This is a genomic window from Paenibacillus sp. JJ-100, from assembly GCF_948329825.1.
Lineage (GTDB): Bacteria > Bacillota > Bacilli > Paenibacillales > Paenibacillaceae > Paenibacillus.
Map to the genome: position 1 here is coordinate 110,171 of NZ_CAOJCM010000008.1, position 26,156 is coordinate 136,326.

Genomic DNA, 26,156 nt, shown 5'->3' on the forward strand with positions numbered 1-26,156 from the left:
TTATACTCTCTTTGCTATATGTAGTTTCATGTCATTCATGAAAAAAATACAAAAAAAGATGGCATTTCATCCCGGTTATGAATGAAATGCCATCCGTATCGAACATTCTGTACTATTTCACTCCATCCATTAGAGGATTGAAATTCAATCATTTTTTTGCAAGTGATGGAGACAGGGTTATCTCTATTGTTTTATCAAATGGAGTCATAAAATTAACAAGGACAACCTTGCAATTATCAGGCATTTTGGCCTCACGCACCGTTGCCGCCAGATGTCCCATTTCTCCTCCATCCATCTCAAGCCAGTCTTCTCCACATGTGTAACGAAGCTTGCCACTTCTCCACATAATACTTCCATCCCTGGTCTCGATACCATCCTCACAGCTAAGCTCTCCTTCGTTACCAAACACAAAGGATAACTGCATCATGATGTCCTGTGGTTCCTCACCAGTCAGATGCATCACCCAGCCGCTATCTGTCTGAAGTACCTCAGCACCAACACGGAATGTCTGCTCATGTGTAAGTGTTCGAGTCTGATGTGGAAGCAAATACCACGGACTGATTGATGAGGATGCTGTAGCAGGTAAATCAGCCGAAGGTACAGGGCCGTAATAACCTTTCTTCTGTTCTCCGGTCAGTCGATATCCCTCAGACAATTTAATCATACTTTGCATGGGGATATACCCAGGGTTGAAGTAGGAAGCCAACTGCACGGCAAGCAGACGCACTTTACCGTGACGGAGTGCAAAAAATGGCGGCACCTCTGTCATAATGGTCACGCTAGTCTCGCCATCACGGATTCGGGCAACAGGGGCACCAAAATCCGTATGCATTCGGCTATGCGTGATTCGCCCATGGTGACCCACATTCTCCATCTGGTTCACATAATTTCCCCGTACAAAGTGCTCATTCAACATAACTTCATATTGCTCCGGAAGGGCATACGCTGTCTCGCTTGTCTGTTGAAGCTCAGGTTCCAGCAGCAATCGAACCAGAGTATTAACCGAACACACGCCAGGATCTGTTAGTGCCTTTTCTGCCCATGCAGCCATCCCTGCAAAAACGGGGTCTTCATCCAATGTAGCCAGAATGGCATAGGGTAAGTAATACGAAGACAAGTCATGTATACTGCCCAGATCCTGACGACCAGAATAATCCGTCACAATCTCACCGGTGGGGTGCACGAGATACACCATCATCCGAAGGTTCTGACGAACAGGATCGAGCAGTTCAGGCCGATCCAGCAGACGCGCTGCATGAATTAGCATGATGTCACTCACCGCATTGTAGATTCCATTGCTGCGCTCTGTCCACTCCCCATCTGGCGTAATATCTATCCCTTCTGCCAGCCACTGCTCGGCGCGCTGTACTGCCTCTTCTATACCGAATATCTCATGGAGGAAACCAAGTGCCGCACACAATACCCAGCGGTGGTTTGGTGTATGGCAGCCTCCAGTTAACATCACCGGGATGGTTCTCTCCAGGAACAAACGCATATTATCTAGTACGGGCTTGAGCGGAGGCCATTCCTGCCGATTCAGAAGCTGATACAACTGCGAATACCCTACAACAACAAATGCAGTATCAGGTGGAGAATGATAATTGGTCCAGCCGGGTGATATAGAGCCATCATCATGCTGCTGACGCAACACAAACTCACTCGCTAACCGAAGTCGCTCTAACAAAGCTTCATTCCGATAGTATTTAGAATCAGGATTAGAGAGAGCGGCTCCCCAGAAACACATCTCTGTTGGTGTTCCAGTCGTATGATTGACCCACGCCACCCCGGTATAAGGATCAATCGTCCCACCAAAGTAGCGATTATCCGGATCTAACATCTGTCGGTTCATCCCTTGTTCTGCTGCTCTGTCGTTGCTCTCTACCAGCTGTCTATACATCTGCAGTCCCCCCTCTGTGCAATTGTTCTGCAATACTCCTGTCAATTGACCTGCTAAAAAGATAAGATCAGAAGGCTATGCGCTTCAAAAAGGCCTAGCCAACCGATCTGATTCATCCTCTAAACTATCCTTCTAAATCTGCAAGCTTCTGCATCAACAGATGATGACTCTCGTGGATTGCTCCCGGCTCACAGGCCGATTTCAGCTCATACACCTTCACTTGTGCCTTACGAATCATAGGAAGGTATGCATCATAGAAGTGCATATCCTTACTGTGAACGTACGGACACCAGTGATCAGACAGCCCCAGCGTTTCATGGATATGAACACCAACGATATCATCCATCAATCCCTGCATCTCACCTACACTGTCATACAGTCCCAATCGATCCATCATGATCGCATGACCCGTATCGTACCAGATGCCCACAGGCGCCCCTTTAAGAGCTTGAATGATCATCTTCGCTTCAGCAAGAGTAGGAATCTGTTGCGGTCTGGAGCGGGTCTCGATTCCAAAACGGACGTCCAGTCCCTTGGATAACGCCCGGTTGCAAACTTCATCCAGACTGATGATAATTTTCTCAATATACCCTGCACTCAGGGCTTCGCGCCGTTCCATTAACTCCGACCATTTGCTTCGGTATTGCGCTGAATCTGTTCCTTCCTCTCGATATAGCTTCTCCAGGTCCTTGCTGATATCATATGGGAAAGGCACCTCACCTGGATGTACCACGACCGCTTCTGCTCCATATCGATGTGCATACTCAGCCGATCCAACCAACAGATCAATGGCTCGCTTACGCTTCGCTTCATCCTCAAAGCCTAGCAATACAGAGTCCGTTCCGTAATCGGGGTCAGGATTATGAGGAAATGTGTTGTGTACACTGGATACCCCGATCTCTCCACGTTCGATCATCGGCTCAATTGTAGTAAGCATATCCTTCGTTACGTTGTAATTAAGCTCTACCCGGCGAAAACCAAGCTCTGTGATCTCTCGAATCATGTCTTCTCCTACAGGATGTCTCCTGATGTTCCAACATGTCGAGAATGAGTATTCTCCCTTGCCATTTCCCTGCATATAACATTCCTTCTCCTTCCCCGATTGTGATGTTTTCGTATATGGGGACTACGAATTAACCTTTAACAGCCCCTTGCATTGCGCCACTCACAAAATACTTTTGCAACCATGGGTATACGAGCAGGATTGGTACTGTTGCAAAGACAACTGTAGCTGCCTTAAGGCTCTCTGGTGTTAATCTTGTACGGTTTGCACCCTCTAGCAATGTGAGCTCACTCACCATGTTGTTCTGTACCATCTGATAAAGCTTCAGCTGCAGTGGATATAATTTCGGATCGTTAATGTACATCAGTGAATCCTGGAAGCCATTCCAACGTCCGACCGCATAAAACAGAGACAGTGTAGCAAGCACAGGCAAAGATAGTGGCAAAATAATTTTAAAGAGTGTGTGCACATGAGAGCTTCCGTCAATTTCGGCAGACTCTTCCAAGCTATCCGGGATTCCACGGAAGAAGGAGATTAGGATAATCAGGTTAAATGGACTCACCAACCCGGGTAGAATGAGTGCCCATACCGAGTTAAGCAAATGGAGATCACGAATCAACAAATACTCAGGAATAATACCACCACTGAAGAACATCGTAATGATAATGATGTACATAAACAGCTTGCGACCTTTTAATTTTTTCTTCGTCAATGGGTATGCTGCGGCAATGGTAAACAACATACAGAGTAACGTCGTTACAATCGTTAGAATCGTTGTGAATCCTAAGGAATAAATCATGGAACTATCTGAAAATACTTGACCATATGCATCCCAAGTGAACTCTTTTGGGAAGATCGTTACTTCACCTGATGTAATGGCCCGGTTCGAGCTCATGGATATGGCAATAGTGTGCAGAAACGGAGCAAGACAGAATATGACAAACAAAGAAATAAAGGTGATATTAACAATATCGAAAATTCGGTTCGAGGTGCGGTCACTCATCTGCGCACAACTCCTTTACTGATGATCTATACGTGCAACAAGTCTATTGGCGCGCACTTCATTATTTTTCCTGGATCAGAGAATTCCTTCTCCCGTTGTTTTCTTCGATATATAGTTGGAACCGAGGACAAAGATTAATCCAACAACTGCCTGGAATAAGCCTACAACCGTTGCAAGTGTATATTGGCCGGATTGTATACCCATTCTATATACGAAGGTACTAAGTACATCGGAATATTCACGCACAGCCGTATTACCAATAACGAAAGGCCGATCAAAACCGATGCTGACCATATTTCCAAGATTAAGGATAAGCAATGTCACAATGGTTGGTTTAATGCTTGGCAGCGTAATATGCCAGATTCTCTTCAGCCGCGTTGCGCCATCAATCTCTGCTGCCTCGAACAATTCCTTGTTCACACCGGTTAATGCAGCCAGATATAGAATGGTTCCCCACCCAGCACTTTGCCACACACCTGTGAACAGGTAGGTAACAAGCCAAGGGTTCTTTTCTGTCAAAAATGGAATCGGATTCAAGCCCATGCTCTCCAAAAGACCGTTTACCATACCGGATTGATTGCCGAACAATTGATATACAATCCCCCCGATGATAACCCAGGAGATAAAGTGAGGAATGTACAGAATGGTCTGAGAAATTTTCTTAAACCATTTGAACCTTACTTCATAGAGCATGATGGCTAGAATAATTGGAGCAGGGAATGAAACGATCAGATCAAGAAAATTCAGCATAAAGGTGTTGCGCAATGTAGTGTAGAAATCCGGCATTGCGAATACCTCGCGAAAAGCATCGAAACCGATCCACTCACTACCGTTAATTCCTTGAAACAGGTTAAAGTCTTTAAAAGCGATCTGAACACCATACATTGGTCCATAACGGAAAATAATAAAATAGATAAGGGGCAGTGAAATCAGAGCATACAGTTGCCAGTATCTCTTCAAGTATGTGATCATATCTCTCTCCTCCTCACAAACGAAGAAACACTGTGCCGTCGCCCAAGCGGCGGCACAGGCCCCTCGAAATACTTCGCTTTACATATTCATCGTTTCTTGTTTATTGCTCAGCTGCTTCCAGTTCTTTTTTCAGCTCAGCCCCACCCAAAGACATATAGTCAGCTATTTCTTTTTCATATACAGCTTCGAATTCTTCAGGTTTAGCCATCGCTGTTTTTACGATAATTACGTCGAGTTTGTCAGTCAGAGCCGTACTGTACTTCATCTCTGCTTGAATTGGCTTGCTGAAGACGATCGGTCCGACGGTATCTGTATTTGCAACTTCAAGTGCTTTTTTCAGAACTTCCTGGTTTGCTGGAGGGAAGCCCATAATCCATGCTTTTTCATTCATGGCTTGATCACCAAGGTTTTTACCGTTGGAGATAATTGCTGTGTCTCCTGCGTTGAATAGACGATCTTTTGCTTCTTGAGTAGCATCTTCTTTAACAACTGGAATACCGTCTACTAGTTCATAGTTTTCGCCTTCCACACCATCATAAATGGCAGTTAGGTTATTGTCGGACGCCATCCAGTCCAGATACTTAATAGCTTCTACTGCACGTTCGCTGCTCTTCGGAATCATGATGTACATGCCATTAGAGCCATAACGGGATTTGATATGTTTTCCATCCACATTCGAATTCGTGTACGCATCGACCGGGATCAGCTTGCTATCCGGCTTGTTCTTTTTCAACAGGTCATAGGAAGCTTCTGGCCAGAAAATCGAGTCTACATCTTCAGAGAAGAACCCGATGTTTCCGTTGGCAACATCTTTACCTTGCTGTGTTTTGTCTTTATCCAAGCTGAAGTCTTTACTGATCAAACCTTCATTGTACAACTTGTTCAAGAACTGCATGGATTCTTTAAAGCCTTCATGTAGAGGCAACTCATAACGTTGAGCATAGGTCTTATCCCCTGCGATTGGCTTAATGAAAGAGTAGATCAGAGGCTCATAGGAAGCTGGTGCAAGCGCAAAACCCATTGGAATGTTTTGACTTCCCATATTGCCAGGGTCTTTTTCTTTGAATGCTTTCAGTGTGTTATACAACTCGTCTGTTGTCTGAGGCACTGGCAATCCCAGTTTATCTAACCAATCTTGACGAATGAAGGAACTGTAACGAGCCGTAATGGCACGTTTACCCGGAATAGCAAACTGTTGTCCCTCCACTTGGCCAAACTTTAATGTATCTTCACCCAAAAACTTTTTCAGATTCGGTCCATGCTGATCAATCAGCTCACCTACATCTGTCAAACCGCCCTGTTGTGCATAGCGGTAAAACACGCTGGAGTCATAAACGAAGACAATGTCGGGAACGTCTGAGGCACTGGCCATCAAGACATTCAACTTGGTTACTTCCTCAGAACGTTGAACAGGTACAAACTGTACATCAATGTTGTTAGGGTCACCAAAGTTCTTTTGAATCATCTGAGAGATAAAGTTATTCGAGATCGTGTACTGAGAAGGTGTTTTACCACGGTCGAAAAGCTCCACTTTTAATGTGACGCGTTTTCCATCACCAGATGCTCCACCTTCTGCTTTGTCGTCTGCAGATGAGCACCCCGCAAGTAGTGAGACGCCCATTACTGCTGTCAGCGCCAGACTCATCAACTTCTTTAGACTCCCTTTGGTTGCTTTTCTTGTCATTCTGTTCATCCCCTTTGGCTTTGCGTGAATGTTTTAAAGCTTGCTCCGAGTATTCCATACTAACGTGTGCCCTGACAATAAACTAAATTCGGCTGGGCCGGTATAAGAGTTATGGTTTGTAGAGTGTCTTATTTTCGCAGACTGCCAAAATTCTTAAAGCCGCATGGCAGCAGGCTTTATCAGACACATACCCCGTCTCCTTTAGGAGGTGATGACAAACCATTTTCTCACACTGCCTAAATTCGTATGTCACTCAACAATCGAAGCGCTTTCATTTTGATTTTTAAAAAATACAAACAGGGTGAATTACAACAGAAGATATCCACCCTCAATGATGGGGACATACAACTTGAATTCACCCTGATGATATACCTTATTCTGTCATGCATGTACGCTAATAGAACACATATTCAAAATGGTATCATCGCGTAAGCACAAACTCATGATTCTTCCGAGGCTTTTTGATCTCTTTTCATCCGGCGGAAATCTCCAGGTGTAATGCCCCTGACCCGTTTGAATACACGCCCAAGGGTGATCCCGTTTGCATAGCCAACTTTCAAAGCTATATCTTGTAAAGATTGATCTGTATGGAGCAATAGCTTCTCCGTTTCTTTCATCCTCAGTTCCGTCACAAAGTCCACAAACTTCATGTTGAACTCCGTCTTGAATAGGTAACTGGCATGTTTGCCCGAGATCTGAAAGCGGTCACTCAGATGTTTAAGGGAAAGATCCGGATTCGTAAACTGCTCCTCAATATACTTTTTCATTTCATTAACCATCGCTTTGTAGCTCTTTGTTTCCGTAACAGCAACGTATGTCCGGAACAGATCGGTAAGAATATCAGACAACATGGCCTTAACATCGTCTAACGACTCTGCTTCTTCCATTGCATTCAGCCAATGGTTTATGTTTTCTTCTGACAGTTCGTTCTGTAGATCTTCTGACATCATCGAGACTTCTCTGCTAAGCATCTGAAGCATGGCCTGAATCAGGGAACGAATCTCATCATCAGGCAGCTTATTTCGCTCGAACTCCTCAAATATATTCTCAAGTTGCTCTCTCCACTGTCCGCTCGACATTCTGAACCGTTTGACAAAGTCAGCTATCATCTGCAAATACGTATAGGTTTCCAGCAATGGATGCTGCATTTCACTTGCTTCCGCTTCACCTACATCACCATTCATTAACCACTTCCGCTGCATCACCGCTTCAGCGGCTGCAAACGATTGATGGATTGCACCAATCCCGTCGGCAATAGACCCTATGCCAAAGCTGAGGGAAATTCGAAGATTCTGCTCTACCCAGGACTTGCATTCCTCAGCCACAACCCGAATCTGTTTAGATAGTTCCTGGCCATGCTGTCCATCTTCCTTCGAAAAGAAAAGAATAGCAATGCGATCAGCACTGATCCATTCTGTCCAGCACTGTACTTTTGTATCCCTGGACAGCTCCTGGAGTACATTCATTAGTGCAAATTTCAGTGTATTTTGCTCTCCTCTGGTGAACTTCTCCTGAAACCCTTTCTCATAACGGTTAATGTCTCCAACAGCTACAATAAAGCGGGAAGATTCATGAGCACCATCAAATGGAGAGATTTCATATAACTGTCCAGCCGGATTGTCCACATGCTCCCCGTGCAGTAACGCGCTAAACAGCTTGCTTCGTTGCATCAGCATGTTTTCACGGCTTTTTTTGTCATAATCCATCATGTGATTAATCAGATTTTCAAGTACACCATCAATCATCTTCATCTCATCCATACGTGCACCTGATTGTTCAAACGCTCGAATCTGTTGGGATTCAATCCGGTTCATAATGATCTCAATTGGCTTATAATTTCGCCGGGTAACATACACGATATAAATGATTGCGCAGATCACCGTCAAGACGGCAATGAATACCCAGACATAAGAAACAACAGATACCCAACCGAACAGATTCCCGGCCTTGATACCGCTAGTAATAGTCCAGCCCAATCGTTCCAAAGGTAATTCATTTAACTTCGTACCGTTGACAGCACTCTCCCTGTCAGAATGAGCATCATAAACGATATTGCCCTCCTGATCGCTTATCGTCAGGAAAGAGAGCTTCCCACTGACCATACTATCCACGCTCTGCTTAATACTGCTCATCTTGATATTGATGACTAATATACCCTCTGAACCAAAAGGCAAGGGCATGTCTTTATTAACCGTCAACACTTGTACAGGCGTCCTCTGCACATCATCCCATTCAATCTCTCGAACAGGCTGCCAGCCTTGACCTTTATTGCCGTTTACGGTCTGTTCAATCCACGACTTATCTCCAAAACTATCCACTTCCCTTGATCCGCTTACCGTTATAACCCGTTGTTGCTGCTTATCATAGAGATATATGGAATGAATCCATGAAGAAGAATTCATCATTTCACGCAAATTTTCAGCAATAGTATACACCGTATCCGAGTTATTCCGATTATTGTGGTTGAAATATAGTCTGTAGGCTTGTTCATATTGCACTTTTTCGGTTACTGCCAGCTCAATATCTCGGATTGTATGATCCAGTGTAGTTACCAGATAACTCGAAGAGATCCGATCAGCCTTCCGGGTTTCCTCTCTGGAGATATCATTGATAAAAACCAAAGCAATAAAGATGAGTATGGTCATTGTAAAGAAAAATATAGGAAAGTACGAAAAGAGTAGCCGATAATACCAGGTGCGCGACAATAGACCCCACTCCTCACTCCACGATGCCAATGTCCATTAGCCGTGATTCTATTGTTTAGTGTCCCCAACCAATCTTCCACGCTTATGCATATAAAAGCGCTATCATTTCTTGTTTTATGTTATTATAGCACATGCTCTCGAACAGCAAAGCACGGAATTGTAATTGGATTCATAGGGTCAAAACAAAAACACCGTGCTGAGCAAAACACACTCAGACACGGGAATTGGAAGAGAGCTGGCTATGAAACGCCAGGTAATATGCGAAATTAGATTAGATACCTGAATCCTTAAAGAGCGTAGCCATAGAGCCACCATCGACAATAATGCGAATGGCTCGTGATAACATCGGTGCTACAGGTAACACTCTAAAGCATTCGGGGTGATCCTCTGGCAGCGCAATAGAGTCTGTTACCACCACTTCGGTAATCGATGGATGATTTAATTTGCTTACTGCCCCATCGGAGAACAAGCCGTGAGTCGCGCAAACATATGCGTTCTCTGCACCCCGTTCTTTCAAGCTCTCCACAACGTTCACAATGGTTGTACCAGTATCGATCAGATCCTCAATAATAATTGGGGTTCGTCCCTCAACGTCACCAATGACATGCGTGATGATTGATTCGTTATGACTTGGGCGTTTCTTGATCATAATTGCAAAAGGGGAATCCAGACGATTCGCCAGCTTCTCCGCCATAGATGCCCGTCCAGCATCAGGAGAAACCACTACAGGATTTTTGATCCCCTTGCTGAGCAGATACTCACTGATCAAGTCCAATGAGGTCATGTGGTCCACTGGTATGTTGAAAAAGCCTTGAATAGCCGCTGCATGCAGATCAATTGTAACAACTCGGCTTGCTCCAGCTGTCGTTAATACATCTGCAACCATCTTGGCCGAGATGGGCTCACGCGGAGCTGACTTCCGTTCTTGACGAGCATAACCGTAATACGGAACAATGATATTCACCGTGCGTGCAGAAGCCCGTTTTGCCGCATCAATCATAACCAGCAGTTCAACAAACAGCTCATTAATGGGATGAGACAAAGATTGTACTAGAAACACATCACAATTACGGATCGTTTCCTCGTAATGAACGTATATTTCTCCGCTCTTGAACCGGGATAGTTTAATCTTGCCCAGTTGTACGCCAAGCTTATCACAGACCTGTTCTGCAAGCTTAGGGTTAGACGAACCGGAAAAAATACGTAACGAATGCTGCATAATACCCTCCCACGGGTTATCCCCCATCATAATTCCTTTATATAGTTAAATTGGACCATCTATTTGGATGATCCAACTTGTATAAAAGGTTCATTCTTCCCCTATTATACTTCACTATTGTCTACATTTAAAGGAATGAACAAACGCTGGCGGCCTTCAAAAACAGCCACTTCCTTACAGCCAATTTCGTGTAACAATGCCTCTGCCTCAGACAGACCATCGCCCAGTTTCATCGGATCATGTGCATCGGAGCCCATCGTAAGCGGAATGCCTAATCGAATCGCTTCGGTTAGCATTCTCCGGCTTGGAAACATCTCCGCACAAGGCTTGGATAAACCAGAAGCATTCAGCTCCATCGCACAGCCACTTTTCGCGATAGCTTGCAAAGCCGCATTCTCCAGTGCCAAGCGGTCTTCTGTCTGCTCAGGTGAAGGCACATAGCCAAAACGTTTAATGACGTCTGCATGTCCGATAATATCGTACATGCCTGTACCTGCTGCTTTGCTAACCGCATCATAATACTGACGATATACTTCTAGGACGTCTTTGCCCTCCCAATGGTGGGTCTGCCGGAAATCAGTAATATCCCATTCGCCAAGAAAATGCACGGATCCAATGACGTAATCCCATGGATAACGCTCAATAATCGAACGAATTTCTGTTTCCCATCCTTCAATATAATCACCTTCAAGACCTACACGCACTTCAATCTGTCCGCGATAACGCTCCTTCAAGGTGAAACATTCCTCAACATATCGTGGCAGCTCATCCATAGACATAGCCATCTCCGGATAATACTGATCCGGGTCTACATGCAGCAAGGGCATATGATCGGATAATCCAATCTGGGACAGTCCGATCTCGATCCCCCGCTGTACATATTCCTCCAGCTTGCCAACAGCATGCCCGCAGCGCTCATGATGGGTGTGATAGTCTATACGCATTCAGCACGCCTCCTAATCCCGGCGTGGCCGTTCGTGACGGCGACTCAGTTCAGACATGATATCATCCAGCGGCAATTTGCGCTCTTGCAACAGCACGAGCAGATGGTACATCAAGTCGCTCACTTCAAGACGAAGCTCATCATTGTCTTTGTTTTTCGCAGCAATAATTGTCTCGGAGGCTTCCTCGCCGATCTTCTTGAGAATCTTATCGACCCCTTTATCAAACAGATACGTAGTATATGCACCTTCCGGACGCTCGCGTTCACGCTCAGCAATGACAGATTCGAGTTCAGCCAGCACCTCAAAGCGGCCCTCAGCGCTAGATGACGAGGAAGAGCGTGTATCAGAGTCTGCTGTGCTTCTTGCTTCTTCTTTGATGTCTTGTTCTGCTCCATTGGCTGGTAAACCTATAATTTCATTGTGGAAACAGGTAACCGCACCCGTATGACAAGCCGGCCCCTTCGGTTTCACTTCAACCAACAGCGTATCGCCGTCACAATCGTATTTCAAAGATACGATCTGCTGTACATTGCCCGATGTTTTCCCTTTATGCCACAGCTCCTGACGCGAGCGCGACCAGAACCAGGTTTCCCCGGATTCAAGTGACAGTTTCAAGGATTCACGATTCATATATGCCATCATCAATACTTCACGGGTATCCACATCCTGTACAATCGCAGGAACCAGCCCTTCATTCCAGCGGATGTGCTCCACAACCTGCTCTAAGGAGAGCTGTTCCTTGATCTCATCACTTACTTTAGTCACGGATCTCCACCCCTTGCTCTCTTAATTGTTGTTTTAATGCCGGTATAGCAATCTCTTTATAGTGAAAAATGGTTGCCGCAAGACCTGCATCGGCTTTCCCTGTAGTGAATACATCGTAAAAGTCAGATTCCTTGCCTGCACCACCTGAGGCAATGACCGGAATACGTACCGACTCTGAAACAGCAGCAGTCAGTTTCAGATCAAAACCGTCTTTGGTACCATCTGCATCCATACTCGTCAGCAAGATTTCCCCTGCGCCTAGTTCCTCGGCCTGCTTGACCCATTCCAATGCCTTGATACCTGATGGTTTCCGCCCGCCATGCGTGTACACTTCCCACTCACCCCAAGCCTCGTTATACTTGGCATCAATGGCAACCACGATACATTGCGAGCCAAAGCGACGTGCCCCATCGGCAATGATCTGGGGGTTAAGAACCGCAGCAGTATTGACCGCAATTTTGTCTGCACCTGCACGCAAAATCCGCTTCATGTCTTCTACTTTGGAGATGCCGCCGCCTACCGTAAAGGGAATGGCAATCTCACCCGCCGTCTGTCTTACCACTTCCTCCATCGTTTCGCGACCTTCCACCGAAGCGGAGATATCGAGAAATACGAGTTCATCCGCGCCTTCGCGGTCGTACAGAGCCGCCAGCTCTACCGGATCACCCGCATCGCGGAGATTGACGAAGTTCACGCCTTTTACGACCCGGCCGTCCTTTACGTCCAGACAGGGAATGATTCTTTTTGCCAGCATGCTGCCTCTTCCTCTCTACTGATTATCCGTTACTTGCTCACCAAACGCACTGCTTCAGCCAGATCAATACTACCCGTGTATAATGCTTTACCTACAATGGCTCCGCCAACACCATCCTCTGTATGACGACTCAGACGAAGCAGATCATCCATTACACTGACACCGCCAGAAGCAATAACGGTGCGTCCGCTCGCTTTGGCAAGAGACACAATCGCCTCTACGTTAGGTCCCTGCATCATGCCGTCACGGGAGATATCCGTAAAGATAAATGTTTCCGCTCCATGAGCAGCGAGTTCCTTCGCCAATACTTCTGCCTGTACCTCGGAGGTTTCAAGCCATCCACGAGTCGCAACATATCCGTTACGCGCATCAATACCGATAGCCACTTTATCACCATAACGTCCTAATACTTCTTCTGTAAAAGCACGATCTTCAATCGCTGCTGTTCCGATAATCAGCCGGCTTACGCCCAGCCCCAGCAAACGTTCCACATCTGCTACTGTACGAAGTCCGCCACCAACCTGTACAGGTACGTTCACTGCGGATGCAATGCGCCCAATCAGCTCATCATTCACGGGGTGTCCTGCTTTGGCACCATCCAAATCTACCAGATGAACATAGGTACCGCCCTGCTTCTCCCAGTCAAGCGCAACTTGAACCGGATCATCGTTGTATACCGTCTCTTGATTGTAATCTCCCTGCACCAGTCTTACACACTTGCCGTCCCGGATATCAATCGCTGGATATAAAATAAAAGATGACATAGAATGCCTCCTGAATGTGATTTCATTTTTGTTTTGGAGTAATTTGAAGTTGAAGTTGAACATATTAGAGCGGATTGATTTCAAGTTCAATGAATGATAAAGGCTTGAACCTAGCTGGAATAATAAGAACCAGAGTTAGGCTAATCCTGTAGTATCGGTTAACGACAGAAAATTGCCAAGCAGCTTCATACCAAGCTCACCACTCTTCTCAGGATGGAACTGCATGCCGAAGTTTGATCCTCTCCCCACAATCGCTGTAACCGGATGTCCGTAATCCGTAACAGCCAGCAGGTCACCTTGATTCTCTGTAAGTGCATGATAGGAGTGTACAAAATAGACATGACCTGCATCCAGCCCTGCAAATAACGGGTTTTCGGATTGGAGGAATTCCAGGCGGTTCCATCCCATATGAGGAACCTTCAGTTCACCTGGTGCGAAGCGCACAACTTTTCCCGGTAAAATGTCCAGTCCTTCATGCTCACCGTGCTCTTCGCTGGAGCTGAATAACAATTGCATGCCCAGACAGATCCCTAGTAGCGGCTTTGATCCGGCAGCAGCTTCTTTTACGACCGCATCCAGACCCGTTTCCCGCAGATGCACCATCGCATCACCAAAGGCGCCAACCCCTGGCAATATGACACCATCTGCAGCAAGGATAGCTTCCCGCTCTCCCGTTACCAGCGCTTCATAGCCAAGACGTTCGACCGCTTTGCCGACGCTGTGCAGGTTCCCCATACCGTAATCGACAATTGCAATCGCCATCGTCTACAGTACTCCTTTGGTGGAAGGTACACCTGTTACTCGTGGATCAATCATCGTTGCTTCATCCAGCGCACGTCCAAGCGCCTTAAAGACTGCTTCGATCATGTGGTGTGCGTTCTGACCATAATGTACGATGACATGAAGCGTAATCCGTGCTTCCAGCGCTAATTTCCACAAAAATTCATGTACCAGCTCTGTAGAGAAACTGCCGACTTGTTGCGAAGGATACTCTGCTCGATATTCAAAGTGCGGTCGGTTACTTACATCAATAATGACTTGAGCGAGAGCTTCATCCATCGGTACGAATACGCTGGCATAGCGTTTAATGCCACGTTTGTTACCCAGTGCCTGATGCAGTGTCTGTCCGAGACAGATACCGATGTCTTCAACCGTGTGGTGATCATCAATTTCGATATCCCCACGAGCCTGTACGTTCAGGTCAAATTGTCCATGCTTCGTGAACAAATCAAGCATATGGTTCAAAAATGGCACATCCGTTTCAATATTGGATTGTCCGGTGCCATCCACGTTAAAAAATAATTGAATATTGGTCTCATTGGTTTTGCGGTCTACCTCCGCTTGACGAATTGCTGCTTGTTCTGCACTCTTATTCTGGTTATCCATTGTCCGTTTCCACCTTTCCTTCCTGTTCTAAACGTACAGCGATTGCACGGGCATGCCCCTCTAGCCCCTCATGACGGGCCAATTCAATGATGGCTGCTCCATTCTGCAACAGTGCTTCCTTACTATAATAAATCAAGCTAGATTTTTTGATAAAATCATCGACGTCCACTGGGGAACTGAACCGGGCAGTTCCATTCGTCGGAATAATGTGATTCGGTCCGGCAAAGTAATCGCCTACCGGCTCGGAGCTATACGGTCCGAGGAAGATGGCACCGGCATTTTCAATCCGGCCAGCGTAAGCCATGGGCTCCTGCACCATGATCTCCAGATGCTCTGGTGCAAGCTGGTTTACCACATTGATTCCCTCATCGATGGAATCAACTACAATGATCGCGCCATACTGCTCTACAGAAGCAGTAGCGATATCACGTCGCGGCAGCACATCCAGCTGCCGCTGCACCTCGGCCTGCACGGCTTCCGCCAGCGTGGCCGAGTTCGTGACGAGAATGGCCGATGCCATCTCGTCATGCTCCGCCTGCGACAACAAGTCCGCGGCGACATACACTGGGTTCGCCGTATCATCGGCGAGCACCACAATCTCACTCGGCCCAGCGATACTATCGATATCGACCGCCCCATACACCTCACGCTTCGCGAGCGCCACGTAGATATTGCCCGGTCCACAGATCTTGTCGACCGGGGCGATGCTCTCCGTGCCGTAAGCCAGCGCGGCAATCGCCTGCGCGCCACCAACCCGGTACATCTCGTTCACGCCTGCTTCCGCGGCAGCCACGAGAATGTACGGGTCAATGCCTTCACCGCCGTTCGTCGCCGGCGGTGTGACAAGCACAATCTCCGGCACACCTGCGACCTGTGCCGGAATCACATTCATCAGCACCGACGATGGATACGCTGCTTTCCCCCCAGGGACATACACGCCGACTCGCTTCAGCGGCCGAATAACCTGGCCGAGCAGACTGCCATCCGGCTGCCAGTCCATCCATGAATTGCGTTTCTGCTTCTCATGAAACGCACGGATATTGGCGGCGGCTTGCCGAATCGCCGCCACAAAAGCTGGCTCCACGGCTGCATATGCTGCCTGGAGCTCCTCCTGCGGCACGCGCAACTGCGCAGCCGTCAGCTTCGTGCGGTCCAGCTGCTCCGTATAACGCAGCAGTGCCGCATCACCTTCCCGGCGAATGTCTGCGACGATGCGCCGCACGCTTTCATTTTGCTCCGACGTACCATACTCTACTTCCCGCTTCAGGTTAAATTCCCGTGCTGGTACAATCTTCATCCGTACAACCTCCTTTACGTATCTTATCTCCTGTTCCTGCGAACTTATCTATAGTCTCTGTTGTTACTGATCTATGAAGTTACGTATCTAACCATTATCCAATGGTTCCGATTGATTCATCTACATATCTATCTCTATGTGCGCTAGCTCCCTGCCCGAATTTCATCTCCACTGGGAATGACCAATTGAAGTGCATCACACAACGCCTGAATCCTTGCATTTTTCATCCTGTAACTGACTCGATTGGCAATCAGACGGCTCGTAATGTCGAGAATTTCTGTCATTTCTACAAGTCCGTTCTCACGCAATGTCTGCCCTGTCTCTACCAGATCGACGATCCGATCAGCCAACCCGATCAGAGGCGCAAGCTCAATCGAACCATTCAGTTTAATGACCTCAACCTGCTGCCCCTGCTCTCGAAAATACTGGGAAGCGATTCGTGGGTACTTGGTTGCCACCCTCTGCTGGATGCCCGGTTGCCAGTCTGGTAGTCCAATGACCGACATACGGCACTGGGCAATGCCCAGATTCAGTAGTTCATACACATCCCGATCTTCCTCAAGCAATACATCTTTTCCGACAATACCAATATCGGCGACACCATATTCCACATAGGTTGGTACATCTACAGGTTTAGCCATAATGAATTCCATCCCGGCTTCAGGCACTTCAATGACCAGTTTGCGGGTATCGTCTACGTCCTCAGGAATTTCCAGACCTGCCTCACGAAACAATTTGGAAGCTTTTTTATAGATGCGGCCTTTGGGCATTGCCACCTTCAGAATATCCGTCATCTTATTGTCCTCCTTTTTGGGTTCCATAGATTATGACTTGCTCATCCTGCTCCACAACGGACCCATGACCACCGGCGTCTCCCTTTTCCTCATGAAGTAGGGATGTGACCACATTCTGACCCAAACTGCGTAATCTCGCTGCTTCGTTTAGTGCCTCGGCCCGGCGCTCCGGACTATATTCAATCCGTACTGATTTCTTCTCTTCAATGCGGATGCCGTGGACACCATCAATAATCCGGTTCGTTTTTAACGCAAAACCTGTAGCCGGAAGCGCACGTCCAAACTGCTGAAGCAGATTGTCATATCGCCCACCGCTGCACACTGGTGATCCCAGCTCTGCCGCATATCCTTCAAACGTCATACCTGTATAATAGGAGAAATCACCGATCATCGTCAGATCGATCAGTACATGCTCGGATACACCATAGGCCTCTAACACTTCAAACACCGCACAGAGATGGGCGATGGATTGTGCAGCCTCGGCACTTGAGCTAAGCTCATTCGCATGTGTACAGATTTCCTTTCCACCCCGCAGACGCAAAATCGCTTCAAGCCGCTCTTTCTGCTCTGGCTCCAGATGTAACGCTTCTATAGATTGGCGGTAGCCTACATAATCTCGTCCCAACAGTCCTTCCTTCAACTGCGCCTGTTCCTCGGTCTGCCCCGGAATCACTTCTTCCAACAATCCATTCAGGAATCCCATATGACCCATCGCTATTTTAAAAGAAGACACCCCCGCTGCCTGTAACGACGCGATCGCAAGAGCGACTACTTCTGCATCTGCTTCAGGAGAATCATCTCCAACAAGTTCAACACCTGTTTGGAAAAATTCAGCCTCACGTCCGGCCTCCTCTTCAATCGAACGAAATACGTTCGCATGGTAGGACAGACGTAGCGGCAACGGTTCATCTTTGAGCATCGATGACACAACACGCGCAATCGGTGCTGTCAGGTCAGAACGAAGTACCAATGTTGTTCCCCGGCTGTTCAGCAATTTAAATAGTTTGCGATCCGATGTAGAGCTCGCTACACCTACAGTGTCATAGTATTCAATAGTTGGCGTTATAATCTGACGGTACCCCCAGCGCTCCATGCACTCTAGTACATTGCGTTCAATCATGCGTAGCTTGGATACCACATGTGGTGTATAGTCACGGAAGCCAATCGGTTTTTCAAAGCCTTTCGGTTTAGTCATTGGTATAATTCACCCCGAGTCATAAGTTTAAAATGAATTGAATTAAATTGATTGCTTTATTGACTTGCATGTTCATTGATTTGAGAAGATGTATTGCCATGATCATCTATATCATTTAACCGTTCTTCTATTGCAGAAGGATTTATGTACAACAAATCCCCGTTCTATGTTAGTTACCCTAATTCTCAGTAATACGGTATTACGTTTGCAGCGTAAGCTATATCTTTCACGCCTAAAACTTCAACGTCTATAATGAATCGTCTCGTAGGCTTACTTATCATTTACAACCTCGCACTTTCGTATGGTAAAGTGCTAACAAACTAAAGGATATGGGATATAATAACATGAATACTGCTTCATCGTCAACATGACCACCCTAAACACTCTTGTATACAGCCCATCATGACTTATAACTTTTCTCGTTTGGCTGAACTTTAACTTCTGTATACCAAAAAAGCTGCCTTCAGCAGCTTTCCTTCATTCCTTCATCTTATCATGTTCATGTTCATGTTCATGCAACATTCTATATCCCGAATAGTGATTCTTCTAACTTAGTGGTGCAGCTTCTGAGAAGATTCATCCGGATTAAGAACGATCTCTTCTGTAGAAGCTGCAGGACGGGACAGGTCCCGCAGAGGGTTCCCTCCAACAAACGCTCCGGGAGGGACATCTCTATGGACCACAGCCCCGGCAGCCACTACCGCTCCGTCTCCGATCGTTACGCCCGGTAAGATGGTTGTATTGGCCCCAATCAGTACATTATCCCCGATAATGACCTCACCTAGCCTGTACTCTTTAATCAGATACTCGTGAGCCAAAATCGTGGTATTGTAACCAATGACCGAGTTCTCACCAATCTTGATTTTTTCTGGAAAAAACACATCCACCATCACCATCAAGCCAAAGGCCGTATGTTCTCCTACCTTCATCCCAAGCATCCGTCGATAAATCCAGTTCTTGAGGGGAAGAACAGGGCAGTACCGTGACAACTGAATCCATATAAAATTACGAACGCCCTTCCACGGACTCACTGTCTTGTAGATGTGCCAAAGTGCATTTTGACTTTCTACCGGATAACGGGTGACTTTTCTCATGAACGTTTCGTTCCTGTGAGCACCATGTCCAGCAAATCTCTCATATCATGCAAAATGTAATCCGGTTTATATCCGCTCAGAACCTGCTCTCCTTTAAGTGACCAGGCTACACCTGCAGAGAGAGCTCCAGCATTTTGCGCCGATTGAATATCGACAGGGCTATCTCCTATCATCAGTGTGTGGGCAGGATTTGATCCCAGTTCTGCCATTGCTTTTTGCACTGGTTCCGCATGGGGTTTAGGATGAGTTACATCGGTTACTGTCACAATGGACTTCATATATTTAAGTAGATCAAAACGCTCCAGTACCTTTAAGGTAGATGGACGGATTTTGGTAGTCACCACACCCATCGTAATCCCTGCCTGATCCAGAGCCTCTATCACCTCATTTACGTGGGGGAAAGGTTTGACCATGGCTTCATGGTGAATATTATTATAGGCTCGATAGCCTTTAACATACTCCGATACCTCTTCCTGACCTGAAAAGGTTCGCATTTGTTGCTCCAATGTGCCTCCCATATGAGGAATAATCTGTTCCCTCGTCCAAGGGGTAGTATGGTCCCAGCTTTCCATCACATGTTGAAATGATTTAATTATCAGCTCATTGGTATCAATAATCGTTCCATCCAGATCAAACAGTACCGTGTTAATCACGTTGCATTACTCCTTTTTATCTTCAACTTGCTTTGATTCATCTTGAGTAGGACTTGGTGTAGTCGTGCCTTTCACTTCTTCAACCGAGGTTGTCCCCGTATGTTCGATATCATCAGCAGTGACTCTCGATGAGATGATCGGATCACTGTACCTTGCATCTGCTTTTCCCGTCACTCTTCTCACCACAATGAATACAACTGCAACAACGATGATACCTAGGGCAAGCAATTGCGAGATTCGTACATTACCATACGCAGGGTCGAGATAACCCTGTTCGAATCCAAGTGCTGTCATAGGAGACCACAGTCCGTTCACAAATGAAGCGACCCATTCCGGAGCCTGAAAAGCCAAACTATCCGTACGCAGAGCTTCGATAAAGAAACGGCCAATCGAGTACCAGATGAAATAGGACATAAACAATTCACCTGACCGCAAAAACTTCTGACGACGAAGGATCAGTAGCAGAATTAGTCCTGCCAGACTCCATACTGATTCATACAAAAAGGCCGGATGGTGGAATACACCTTCCACGTTCATCTGATTGACAATAAAGTCTGGTAAGTGCAACTTGTCTCTTAAGAAGGACTCTTCAACCGGACCGCCATATGCCTCCTGGTTTACAAAGTTCCCCCAGCGCCCGATCATCTGTCCCACAATTAGTCCAGGTGCACAGATATCGGCCATACGCCAGAAGTTATACCCTTTACGACGAAAGAAAATGACTGCACAGATAATAGCACCAATCAGTGCTCCGTATATAGCAATACCGCCGTTCCATATTTTAAATACATCCCAGAAGTTGTCCTTATAATCTTCCCACTTAAACGCCACATAGTAGATACGGGCTCCAATAATTGCAGAAGGCACACCCAGCAGCACCATATCCATGAAAACTTCTTGTGGAATGTTGTATCTTTTGCCCTCGCGAATTACGAGCAGTAGACCCAATAGTGCAGCAGCACCCAAGATGAGGCCATACCAGTGAACCTTTAAAGCGCCAATAGAGAACGCGACCGGGTTCAATAGTAATAATGTATCCATTCATTCACACTCCTATCGATTCACATCGGTAAGCATGACTATTGGAGCCTGCAGCACTCTTCCGGTTTAAAGAGCTCCATGCAAGCTTCAATCTGTCATGCTTCATAATATCTTTATAGCATGATCGTTTACGATCGAGCTATATATTGCTGGTGAGCAACCTTTCTTAATCCATGTCTTCCATATCTTCCGAAATGGTTGCTGTCAGCTTGTTTGTGAACTGGAGTGCCGCATTCAGCCCCATCTGTTTCAAACGATAGTTCATGCCAGCCACTTCAATAATTACAGCCAAATTTCGACCGGGACGAACTGGAATTGTAACGAGAGGTACATCCGTATCAATAATACGTGTAGTCTCTTCATCCAGTCCCAGACGATCATACTGTTTATCCTGTTGCCATGCTTCAAGACGTACAACCAAGGTAATCCGTTTATTATTCCGAACAGCTCCTGCTCCGAACAAAGTCATCACGTTGATAATACCAACACCTCTGATCTCAAGCAGGTGACGGATCAACTCCGGTGCAGTACCGTGTAGCTGAAAATCAGACGTTTGACGGATCTCTACCGCATCATCGGCAATCAAGCGGTGACCACGTTTGACAAGTTCAAGAGCCGTTTCACTTTTACCAATACCACTGCTACCTGTGATCAGCATACCTACACCATACACATCACATAGTACACCGTGAATCGTCGCAGTGGGTGCCAGCTTCCCTTCCAGGAAACCAGTAATACGGCTGGAAAGAATAGTTGTCGCCATGTTGCTGCGAAGTACAGCCAGATTTTGCTCCTCGCTGATATCAATCAGTTCCTGTGGCACTTCCAATCCACGTGTAACAACAATACAAGGTGTCTCCTCATTACACAGACGCTCCATACGTTCACGTCGTTCTTTTTCAGGCAGCATTGCAAAAAAGGCCAGCTCTGTTCTTCCCAGCAGTTGCACCCGTTCTTTTGGATGGTATTCAAAGTAACCGGCCATTTCCAGACCAGGACGGTTCAGGTCATCTACTGTAATAAATCTTTTTAATCCTTGAGATCCAGAAACCACTTCCAACTGAAATTGTTGTACCAATTCGGATACTTTCACTTTTTTCGCCATTTGTCTCTTCCTTTCAGCATTCGCTGTACCTCTATGTACCTCACACTCGTGTATCATTTCTTTCCATTATTAGCGCATTCACAACAGCATTCACATCCAAGCCAGTTCGCCCTTGAGATGCTGATTTTGTATACTTCAACAGGCTCCCCTCTTGAGGACAGACCTTCAAATAATCTTAAATGAATTTTGGATTGAATGCAATCACGGAGCCTCTTACCTGTAGCATATCACTCTGCTTGAGTGAAGGCTAACATCTCTTTCATATTTCTGAAAAAAAGCCCCTTCCAGTTAAAACGGAAGGGGCTCGATCTACAATATATAATAGCGTTACTGCCAGATTCCATCGGTACCGAGGATCTTCAGTATATTAGTCTTGAAGGAGTACGTTAACTTCAGTCTCTTTGTCAAAGATATGAACTTTGTTCATGTCAATGGCCATTTTAACTGTAGAACCATCACGAGTGTTGGAACGTCCGTCTACACGTGCGATTGTAGTATCGTTACCTACACCACTCAAGTAGAGGAGCATTTCATGACCCAGGTTCTCTGTTACATCTACGTGAGTAGAGAATACAGAGTTCGGAGATGCTTCCAAGAATACTGGCTCTTCGTGAATATCTTCTGGACGAACGCCCAAGATCACTTCTTTACCTGCATATCCTCTGGATTTCAGCACTTGTGCTTTACCTTGTGGGATTTCAACATCCACACCAGGAGCAACAAAGTGAAGGTTAGCACCTTGCTCAGCCAATTTACCCGAGATAAAGTTCATTGTTGGGGAACCAATGAAACCAGCTACGAACAGGTTTGCTGGGTGATTGTACAGCTCTTCAGGAGAAGCAGCCTGTTGGATGATACCATCCTTCATAACTACGATCCGGTCACCCATCGTCATTGCTTCGATCTGGTCATGCGTTACGTAGATAACGGTTGTTTCCAAACGTTTAGCCAGCTTAGTGATTTCGGCACGCATTTGTCCACGAAGTTTCGCATCCAAGTTGGACAGCGGCTCATCCATCAAGAAGACTTGTGGGTCACGGACAATCGCACGTCCCAAAGCGACACGTTGACGTTGACCACCGGACAATGCTTTTGGCTTACGCTCAAGCAAATGTTCGATATCAAGGATTTTAGCTGCTTCACGTACACGCTTGTCGATCTCGTCTTTTTTAACCTTACGCAATTTCAAACCAAATGCCATGTTTTGATATACGCTCATATGCGGATACAAGGCGTAGGATTGGAATACCATCGCGATATCACGGTCTTTAGGTGCAACATCATTAACGACACGGTCACCGATATAGAGTTTACCTTCAGAAATTTCCTCAAGGCCTGCGATCATACGCAGTGTTGTTGATTTACCACAACCGGACGGACCTACCAATACCAAGAATTCTTTATCTTTAATGTCCAGGTTAATGTCAACTACAGTTGCTTTATCTGAACCCGGGTATTTTTTGAAAATATGCTCTAAACGTACTCCTGCCATGATTGTTGCCTCCTCAGAGATCATTTTGTAATCGAATACAATTTGTAGTTTTATAATAACCTATCACTTGGTTATCTGACTATTCGCAAACTGCACAAAAATATCAATCCTTTTTCGTCACTTTGTACATCAGTAGTAAAAGTTGCACAACAATCGCACTCTTGAAGTGTCTGACATCATAGCCAATCTCCTGCTTAATCTTGTCCAGACGGTACACCAGCGTATTACGATGAATGAATAAACGCTTGGCTGTCTCACTGACATTACAATCTAAACTAAAAAATGCCTCTAGTGTTGCCAGTGTTTCACTATCCTTAAAGATGAGTGTACCCTTGCCGGTATCCTGAATAAAACGCAGCCGTTGCTGCTCGGATATACTAGCCACCAGCTGCTCCAGCTGAAGATTCCACGAAAGGTGGATATGCTGTGTAACATGGAAGGAGCGACCAAGATACATACTTTCCCGAAGAAGGAATGCCATCTGAACTAATGCCTCTTTCGGAATACATGGCAATGATGCGGAGAGATGGAAAACCCCTGCGAACTCACTGGCAATCAGTTCATACAATCCCAGGCAAAATGCATTGAGCGACTCTTTTCGTGCCTCTACCGTGTCTTCATCTGCCTCGCCAGTAACAATCTCTTCGTTCCCCATAAAAATCCACTCTTGCTCTCCAAGTGGAATCAAAGTGATCTCTTCACCAAAATAGCTTTCCAGCAGCTTGTTTAGAACTTTGGAGTCCACACGCTGAGAGTCAGGAGTCTCCCCTTGCAAAAGAAAGAGAACCTTTTTATCCTGAAATCCTGCAATTGACGTATACGAATCAGGCAATGGTTCAGGTTCAGGATTGCCAGTACTATATGCCTTAATCTTCTCCTGAAGCCACATTCCCAGTGACGATAATTTTTTGTCCGTATCGTTCATATATTGCATTGGATCATCGCACTCTGATGATTTAACATAACTGAGGATCAATAATTCTATCAGTTGACGAGTTTCCTTTGTGATTGATCCAGCATCACATCCCCAACAAACGACGCTTTTTTCATGCTCTTTCGTGCTTACTTTGAAAAAAACACGCTCACCGTTGTGTAAACTAATAATATTGGAAGATGTCCGTGAACTTGTTAAAGCCCCACGTTCTCCTTCACCATCTTTACCTTGATAGAACTGGGGCATGTTTTCGTCTAAACCCATCAAATTTTCAATGGACTGCATCCACTCATACATCGTAATTTCATATTCATCCAAGGTGTTTCCTATAACGCCTTCAATTTGTCGTTTCAGATCAGATATAAGCTTCATGTTACGAACGTCACCACTCTGCTTTTTTAACATTATTTTATCATATCTTGTCATGCAACGCTCTGTATCATCAGACTAGACTATGACTAACCTCTTTCTGACAGCACAAAAAAAGTGATTAATCATATTGATGATCAATCACTCTCTATTTAAGATGAGCCATGAAGGACTCGAACCTTCGACACCCTGATTAAAAGTCAGGTGCTCTACCAACTGAGCTAATGGCTCAAAAACTGGTGGAGGATGATGGATTCGAACCACCGAACCCGTACGGGAGCAGATTTACAGTCTGATGCGTTTGGCCACTTCGCTAATCCTCCAAAGTAAAAGGTGGCTCGGGACGGAATCGAACCGCCGACACGAGGATTTTCAGTCCTCTGCTCTACCGACTGAGCTACCGAGCCATATTTAATTATTGAATTAATGGCGGAACCGACGGGATTCGAACCCGCGATCTCCTGCGTGACAGGCAGGCATGTTAGGCCAACTACACCACGGTTCCAGGCATTAATGGTGCCGGCGAGAGGACTTGAACCCCCAACCTACTGATTACAAGTCAGTTGCTCTACCAGTTGAGCTACACCGGCATATATGGTGGAGGCTGAGGGGATCGAACCCCCGACCCTCTGCTTGTAAGGCAGATGCTCTCCCAGCTGAGCTAAGCCTCCTGGGTAATATGGTAGCGGCGGAGGGGATCGAACCCCCGACCTTACGGGTATGAACCGTACGCTCTAGCCAGCTGAGCTACGCCGCCATATTAAAAGTGTTTAGATTGCTTGTCCATCTTTAGGTAAGATGGCGGAGAGAGAGGGATTCGAACCCTCGCACCGATTACTCAGCCTAACCCCTTAGCAGAGGGTCCCCTTATAGCCACTTGGGTATCTCTCCAAAGACAATCTCAACGTTGTTCAAGGATTGCTCCTTGAAAACTAGATTCGAAACGAAACTCACGCGATTTAGATCTGCTATTGGATAAGCCCTCGACCGATTAGTACTGGTCAGCTCCATGCATTGCTGCACTTCCACCCCCAGCCTATCTACCTCGTCGTCTTCAAGGGGTCTTACATACTGGGAAATCTCATC

The 26,156-nt window shown here is 46.2% G+C and carries 22 protein-coding genes, 8 tRNA genes and 1 rRNA gene; all 31 read right to left on the bottom strand.

What is annotated here, in order from left to right:
• Positions 1-148: 148 nt before the first annotated feature.
• Positions 149-1,897 (bottom strand): hypothetical protein, encoded by a 1,749-nt coding sequence (locus PQG66_RS22345; protein ID WP_272040040.1) that lies wholly within the window; start codon positions 1,895-1,897, stop codon positions 149-151.
• A 124-nt stretch (positions 1,898-2,021) separates the two neighbouring features.
• Positions 2,022-2,975 carry a sugar phosphate isomerase/epimerase family protein gene (locus PQG66_RS22350; protein WP_272040041.1) on the bottom strand — a complete coding sequence of 318 codons (954 nt, stop codon included), beginning with the start codon at positions 2,973-2,975 and terminating at the stop codon, positions 2,022-2,024.
• Positions 2,976-3,030: 55 nt separating this feature from the next.
• Positions 3,031-3,903 (bottom strand): carbohydrate ABC transporter permease, encoded by an 873-nt coding sequence (locus tag PQG66_RS22355; protein WP_272040042.1) that lies wholly within the window; start codon positions 3,901-3,903, stop codon positions 3,031-3,033.
• 75 nt (positions 3,904-3,978) lie between these two features.
• Complete coding sequence (locus tag PQG66_RS22360; RefSeq protein WP_272040043.1) at positions 3,979-4,875, bottom strand: ABC transporter permease; 897 nt, start codon at positions 4,873-4,875, stop codon at positions 3,979-3,981.
• A gap of 100 nt (positions 4,876-4,975) precedes the next feature.
• On the bottom strand, positions 4,976-6,559 hold the full coding sequence (locus PQG66_RS22365) for an extracellular solute-binding protein (protein ID WP_272040044.1): 1,584 nt from the start codon (positions 6,557-6,559) through the stop codon (positions 4,976-4,978).
• 440 nt (positions 6,560-6,999) lie between these two features.
• Positions 7,000-9,264 carry an AraC family transcriptional regulator gene (locus PQG66_RS22370; RefSeq protein WP_272040045.1) on the bottom strand — a complete coding sequence of 755 codons (2,265 nt, stop codon included), beginning with the start codon at positions 9,262-9,264 and terminating at the stop codon, positions 7,000-7,002.
• 271 nt (positions 9,265-9,535) lie between these two features.
• Positions 9,536-10,483 (bottom strand): ribose-phosphate diphosphokinase, encoded by a 948-nt coding sequence (locus PQG66_RS22375; protein ID WP_272040046.1) that lies wholly within the window; start codon positions 10,481-10,483, stop codon positions 9,536-9,538.
• A gap of 104 nt (positions 10,484-10,587) precedes the next feature.
• On the bottom strand, positions 10,588-11,427 hold the full coding sequence (hisJ, locus tag PQG66_RS22380) for a histidinol-phosphatase HisJ (protein ID WP_272040047.1): 840 nt from the start codon (positions 11,425-11,427) through the stop codon (positions 10,588-10,590).
• Positions 11,428-11,439: 12 nt separating this feature from the next.
• Positions 11,440-12,192, bottom strand: coding sequence for a bifunctional phosphoribosyl-AMP cyclohydrolase/phosphoribosyl-ATP diphosphatase HisIE (gene hisIE, locus PQG66_RS22385; protein WP_272040049.1), 753 nt, complete (start codon positions 12,190-12,192; stop codon positions 11,440-11,442).
• A complete protein-coding gene (gene hisF, locus PQG66_RS22390) occupies positions 12,185-12,946 on the bottom strand; it encodes an imidazole glycerol phosphate synthase subunit HisF (RefSeq protein ID WP_272040050.1) in 762 nt (253 codons plus the stop codon). The genes hisIE and hisF overlap by 8 nt, the downstream gene beginning before the upstream one ends.
• A gap of 29 nt (positions 12,947-12,975) precedes the next feature.
• Positions 12,976-13,710 carry a 1-(5-phosphoribosyl)-5-[(5-phosphoribosylamino)methylideneamino]imidazole-4-carboxamide isomerase gene (hisA, locus tag PQG66_RS22395; protein WP_272040051.1) on the bottom strand — a complete coding sequence of 245 codons (735 nt, stop codon included), beginning with the start codon at positions 13,708-13,710 and terminating at the stop codon, positions 12,976-12,978.
• Between the two features lie 135 nt (positions 13,711-13,845).
• On the bottom strand, positions 13,846-14,472 hold the full coding sequence (gene hisH, locus PQG66_RS22400; RefSeq protein ID WP_272040052.1) for an imidazole glycerol phosphate synthase subunit HisH: 627 nt from the start codon (positions 14,470-14,472) through the stop codon (positions 13,846-13,848).
• Between the two features lie 3 nt (positions 14,473-14,475).
• Positions 14,476-15,096 carry an imidazoleglycerol-phosphate dehydratase HisB gene (gene hisB, locus PQG66_RS22405; protein ID WP_272040053.1) on the bottom strand — a complete coding sequence of 207 codons (621 nt, stop codon included), beginning with the start codon at positions 15,094-15,096 and terminating at the stop codon, positions 14,476-14,478.
• Positions 15,089-16,393, bottom strand: coding sequence for a histidinol dehydrogenase (hisD, locus tag PQG66_RS22410; protein WP_272040054.1), 1,305 nt, complete (start codon positions 16,391-16,393; stop codon positions 15,089-15,091). Before hisD ends, hisB begins: the two co-directional genes overlap by 8 nt.
• A 143-nt stretch (positions 16,394-16,536) precedes the next feature.
• The gene (gene hisG / locus PQG66_RS22415; protein ID WP_272040055.1) at positions 16,537-17,187 is read right to left on the bottom strand and encodes an ATP phosphoribosyltransferase; all 651 of its coding nucleotides are present in this window, start codon (positions 17,185-17,187) and stop codon (positions 16,537-16,539) included.
• Position 17,188: 1 nt separating this feature from the next.
• Entirely contained in the window at positions 17,189-18,382 is a 1,194-nt protein-coding gene (locus tag PQG66_RS22420) for an ATP phosphoribosyltransferase regulatory subunit (RefSeq protein ID WP_272040056.1), read from the bottom strand.
• A gap of 551 nt (positions 18,383-18,933) precedes the next feature.
• Positions 18,934-19,476 carry an acyltransferase gene (locus PQG66_RS22425; protein ID WP_272040057.1) on the bottom strand — a complete coding sequence of 181 codons (543 nt, stop codon included), beginning with the start codon at positions 19,474-19,476 and terminating at the stop codon, positions 18,934-18,936.
• Positions 19,473-20,129 (bottom strand): pyrophosphatase PpaX, encoded by a 657-nt coding sequence (ppaX, locus tag PQG66_RS22430; RefSeq protein WP_272040058.1) that lies wholly within the window; start codon positions 20,127-20,129, stop codon positions 19,473-19,475. Before ppaX ends, PQG66_RS22425 begins: the two co-directional genes overlap by 4 nt.
• 6 nt (positions 20,130-20,135) lie before the next feature.
• Positions 20,136-21,170, bottom strand: a complete 1,035-nt coding sequence (gene lgt, locus PQG66_RS22435) for a prolipoprotein diacylglyceryl transferase (RefSeq protein ID WP_272040059.1) — start codon at positions 21,168-21,170, stop codon at positions 20,136-20,138.
• 166 nt (positions 21,171-21,336) lie between these two features.
• On the bottom strand, positions 21,337-22,275 hold the full coding sequence (gene hprK, locus PQG66_RS22440; protein WP_272040061.1) for an HPr(Ser) kinase/phosphatase: 939 nt from the start codon (positions 22,273-22,275) through the stop codon (positions 21,337-21,339).
• Positions 22,276-22,642: 367 nt separating this feature from the next.
• Positions 22,643-23,767: an ABC transporter ATP-binding protein gene (locus tag PQG66_RS22445; protein ID WP_272040062.1), complete on the bottom strand. Its 1,125-nt coding sequence runs from the start codon at positions 23,765-23,767 to the stop codon at positions 22,643-22,645.
• Positions 23,768-23,870: 103 nt separating this feature from the next.
• Positions 23,871-25,106 (bottom strand): PucR family transcriptional regulator, encoded by a 1,236-nt coding sequence (locus PQG66_RS22450; protein WP_272040063.1) that lies wholly within the window; start codon positions 25,104-25,106, stop codon positions 23,871-23,873.
• Between the two features lie 122 nt (positions 25,107-25,228).
• Positions 25,229-25,301 (bottom strand) — tRNA-Lys (locus tag PQG66_RS22455).
• Between the two features lie 6 nt (positions 25,302-25,307).
• Positions 25,308-25,393 (bottom strand) — tRNA-Tyr (locus PQG66_RS22460).
• An 11-nt stretch (positions 25,394-25,404) separates the two neighbouring features.
• Positions 25,405-25,477 (bottom strand) — tRNA-Phe (locus PQG66_RS22465).
• Positions 25,478-25,497: 20 nt separating this feature from the next.
• Positions 25,498-25,575 (bottom strand) — tRNA-Asp (locus PQG66_RS22470).
• Positions 25,576-25,584: 9 nt separating this feature from the next.
• Positions 25,585-25,660, bottom strand: a tRNA-Thr gene (locus tag PQG66_RS22475).
• Between the two features lie 5 nt (positions 25,661-25,665).
• A tRNA-Val gene (locus PQG66_RS22480) sits at positions 25,666-25,741 on the bottom strand.
• A 9-nt stretch (positions 25,742-25,750) separates the two neighbouring features.
• Positions 25,751-25,827, bottom strand: a tRNA-Met gene (locus PQG66_RS22485).
• 42 nt (positions 25,828-25,869) lie between these two features.
• Positions 25,870-25,961 (bottom strand) — tRNA-Ser (locus PQG66_RS22490).
• A gap of 80 nt (positions 25,962-26,041) precedes the next feature.
• Positions 26,042-26,156, bottom strand: a 23S ribosomal RNA gene (locus PQG66_RS22495); the annotation flags it as partial.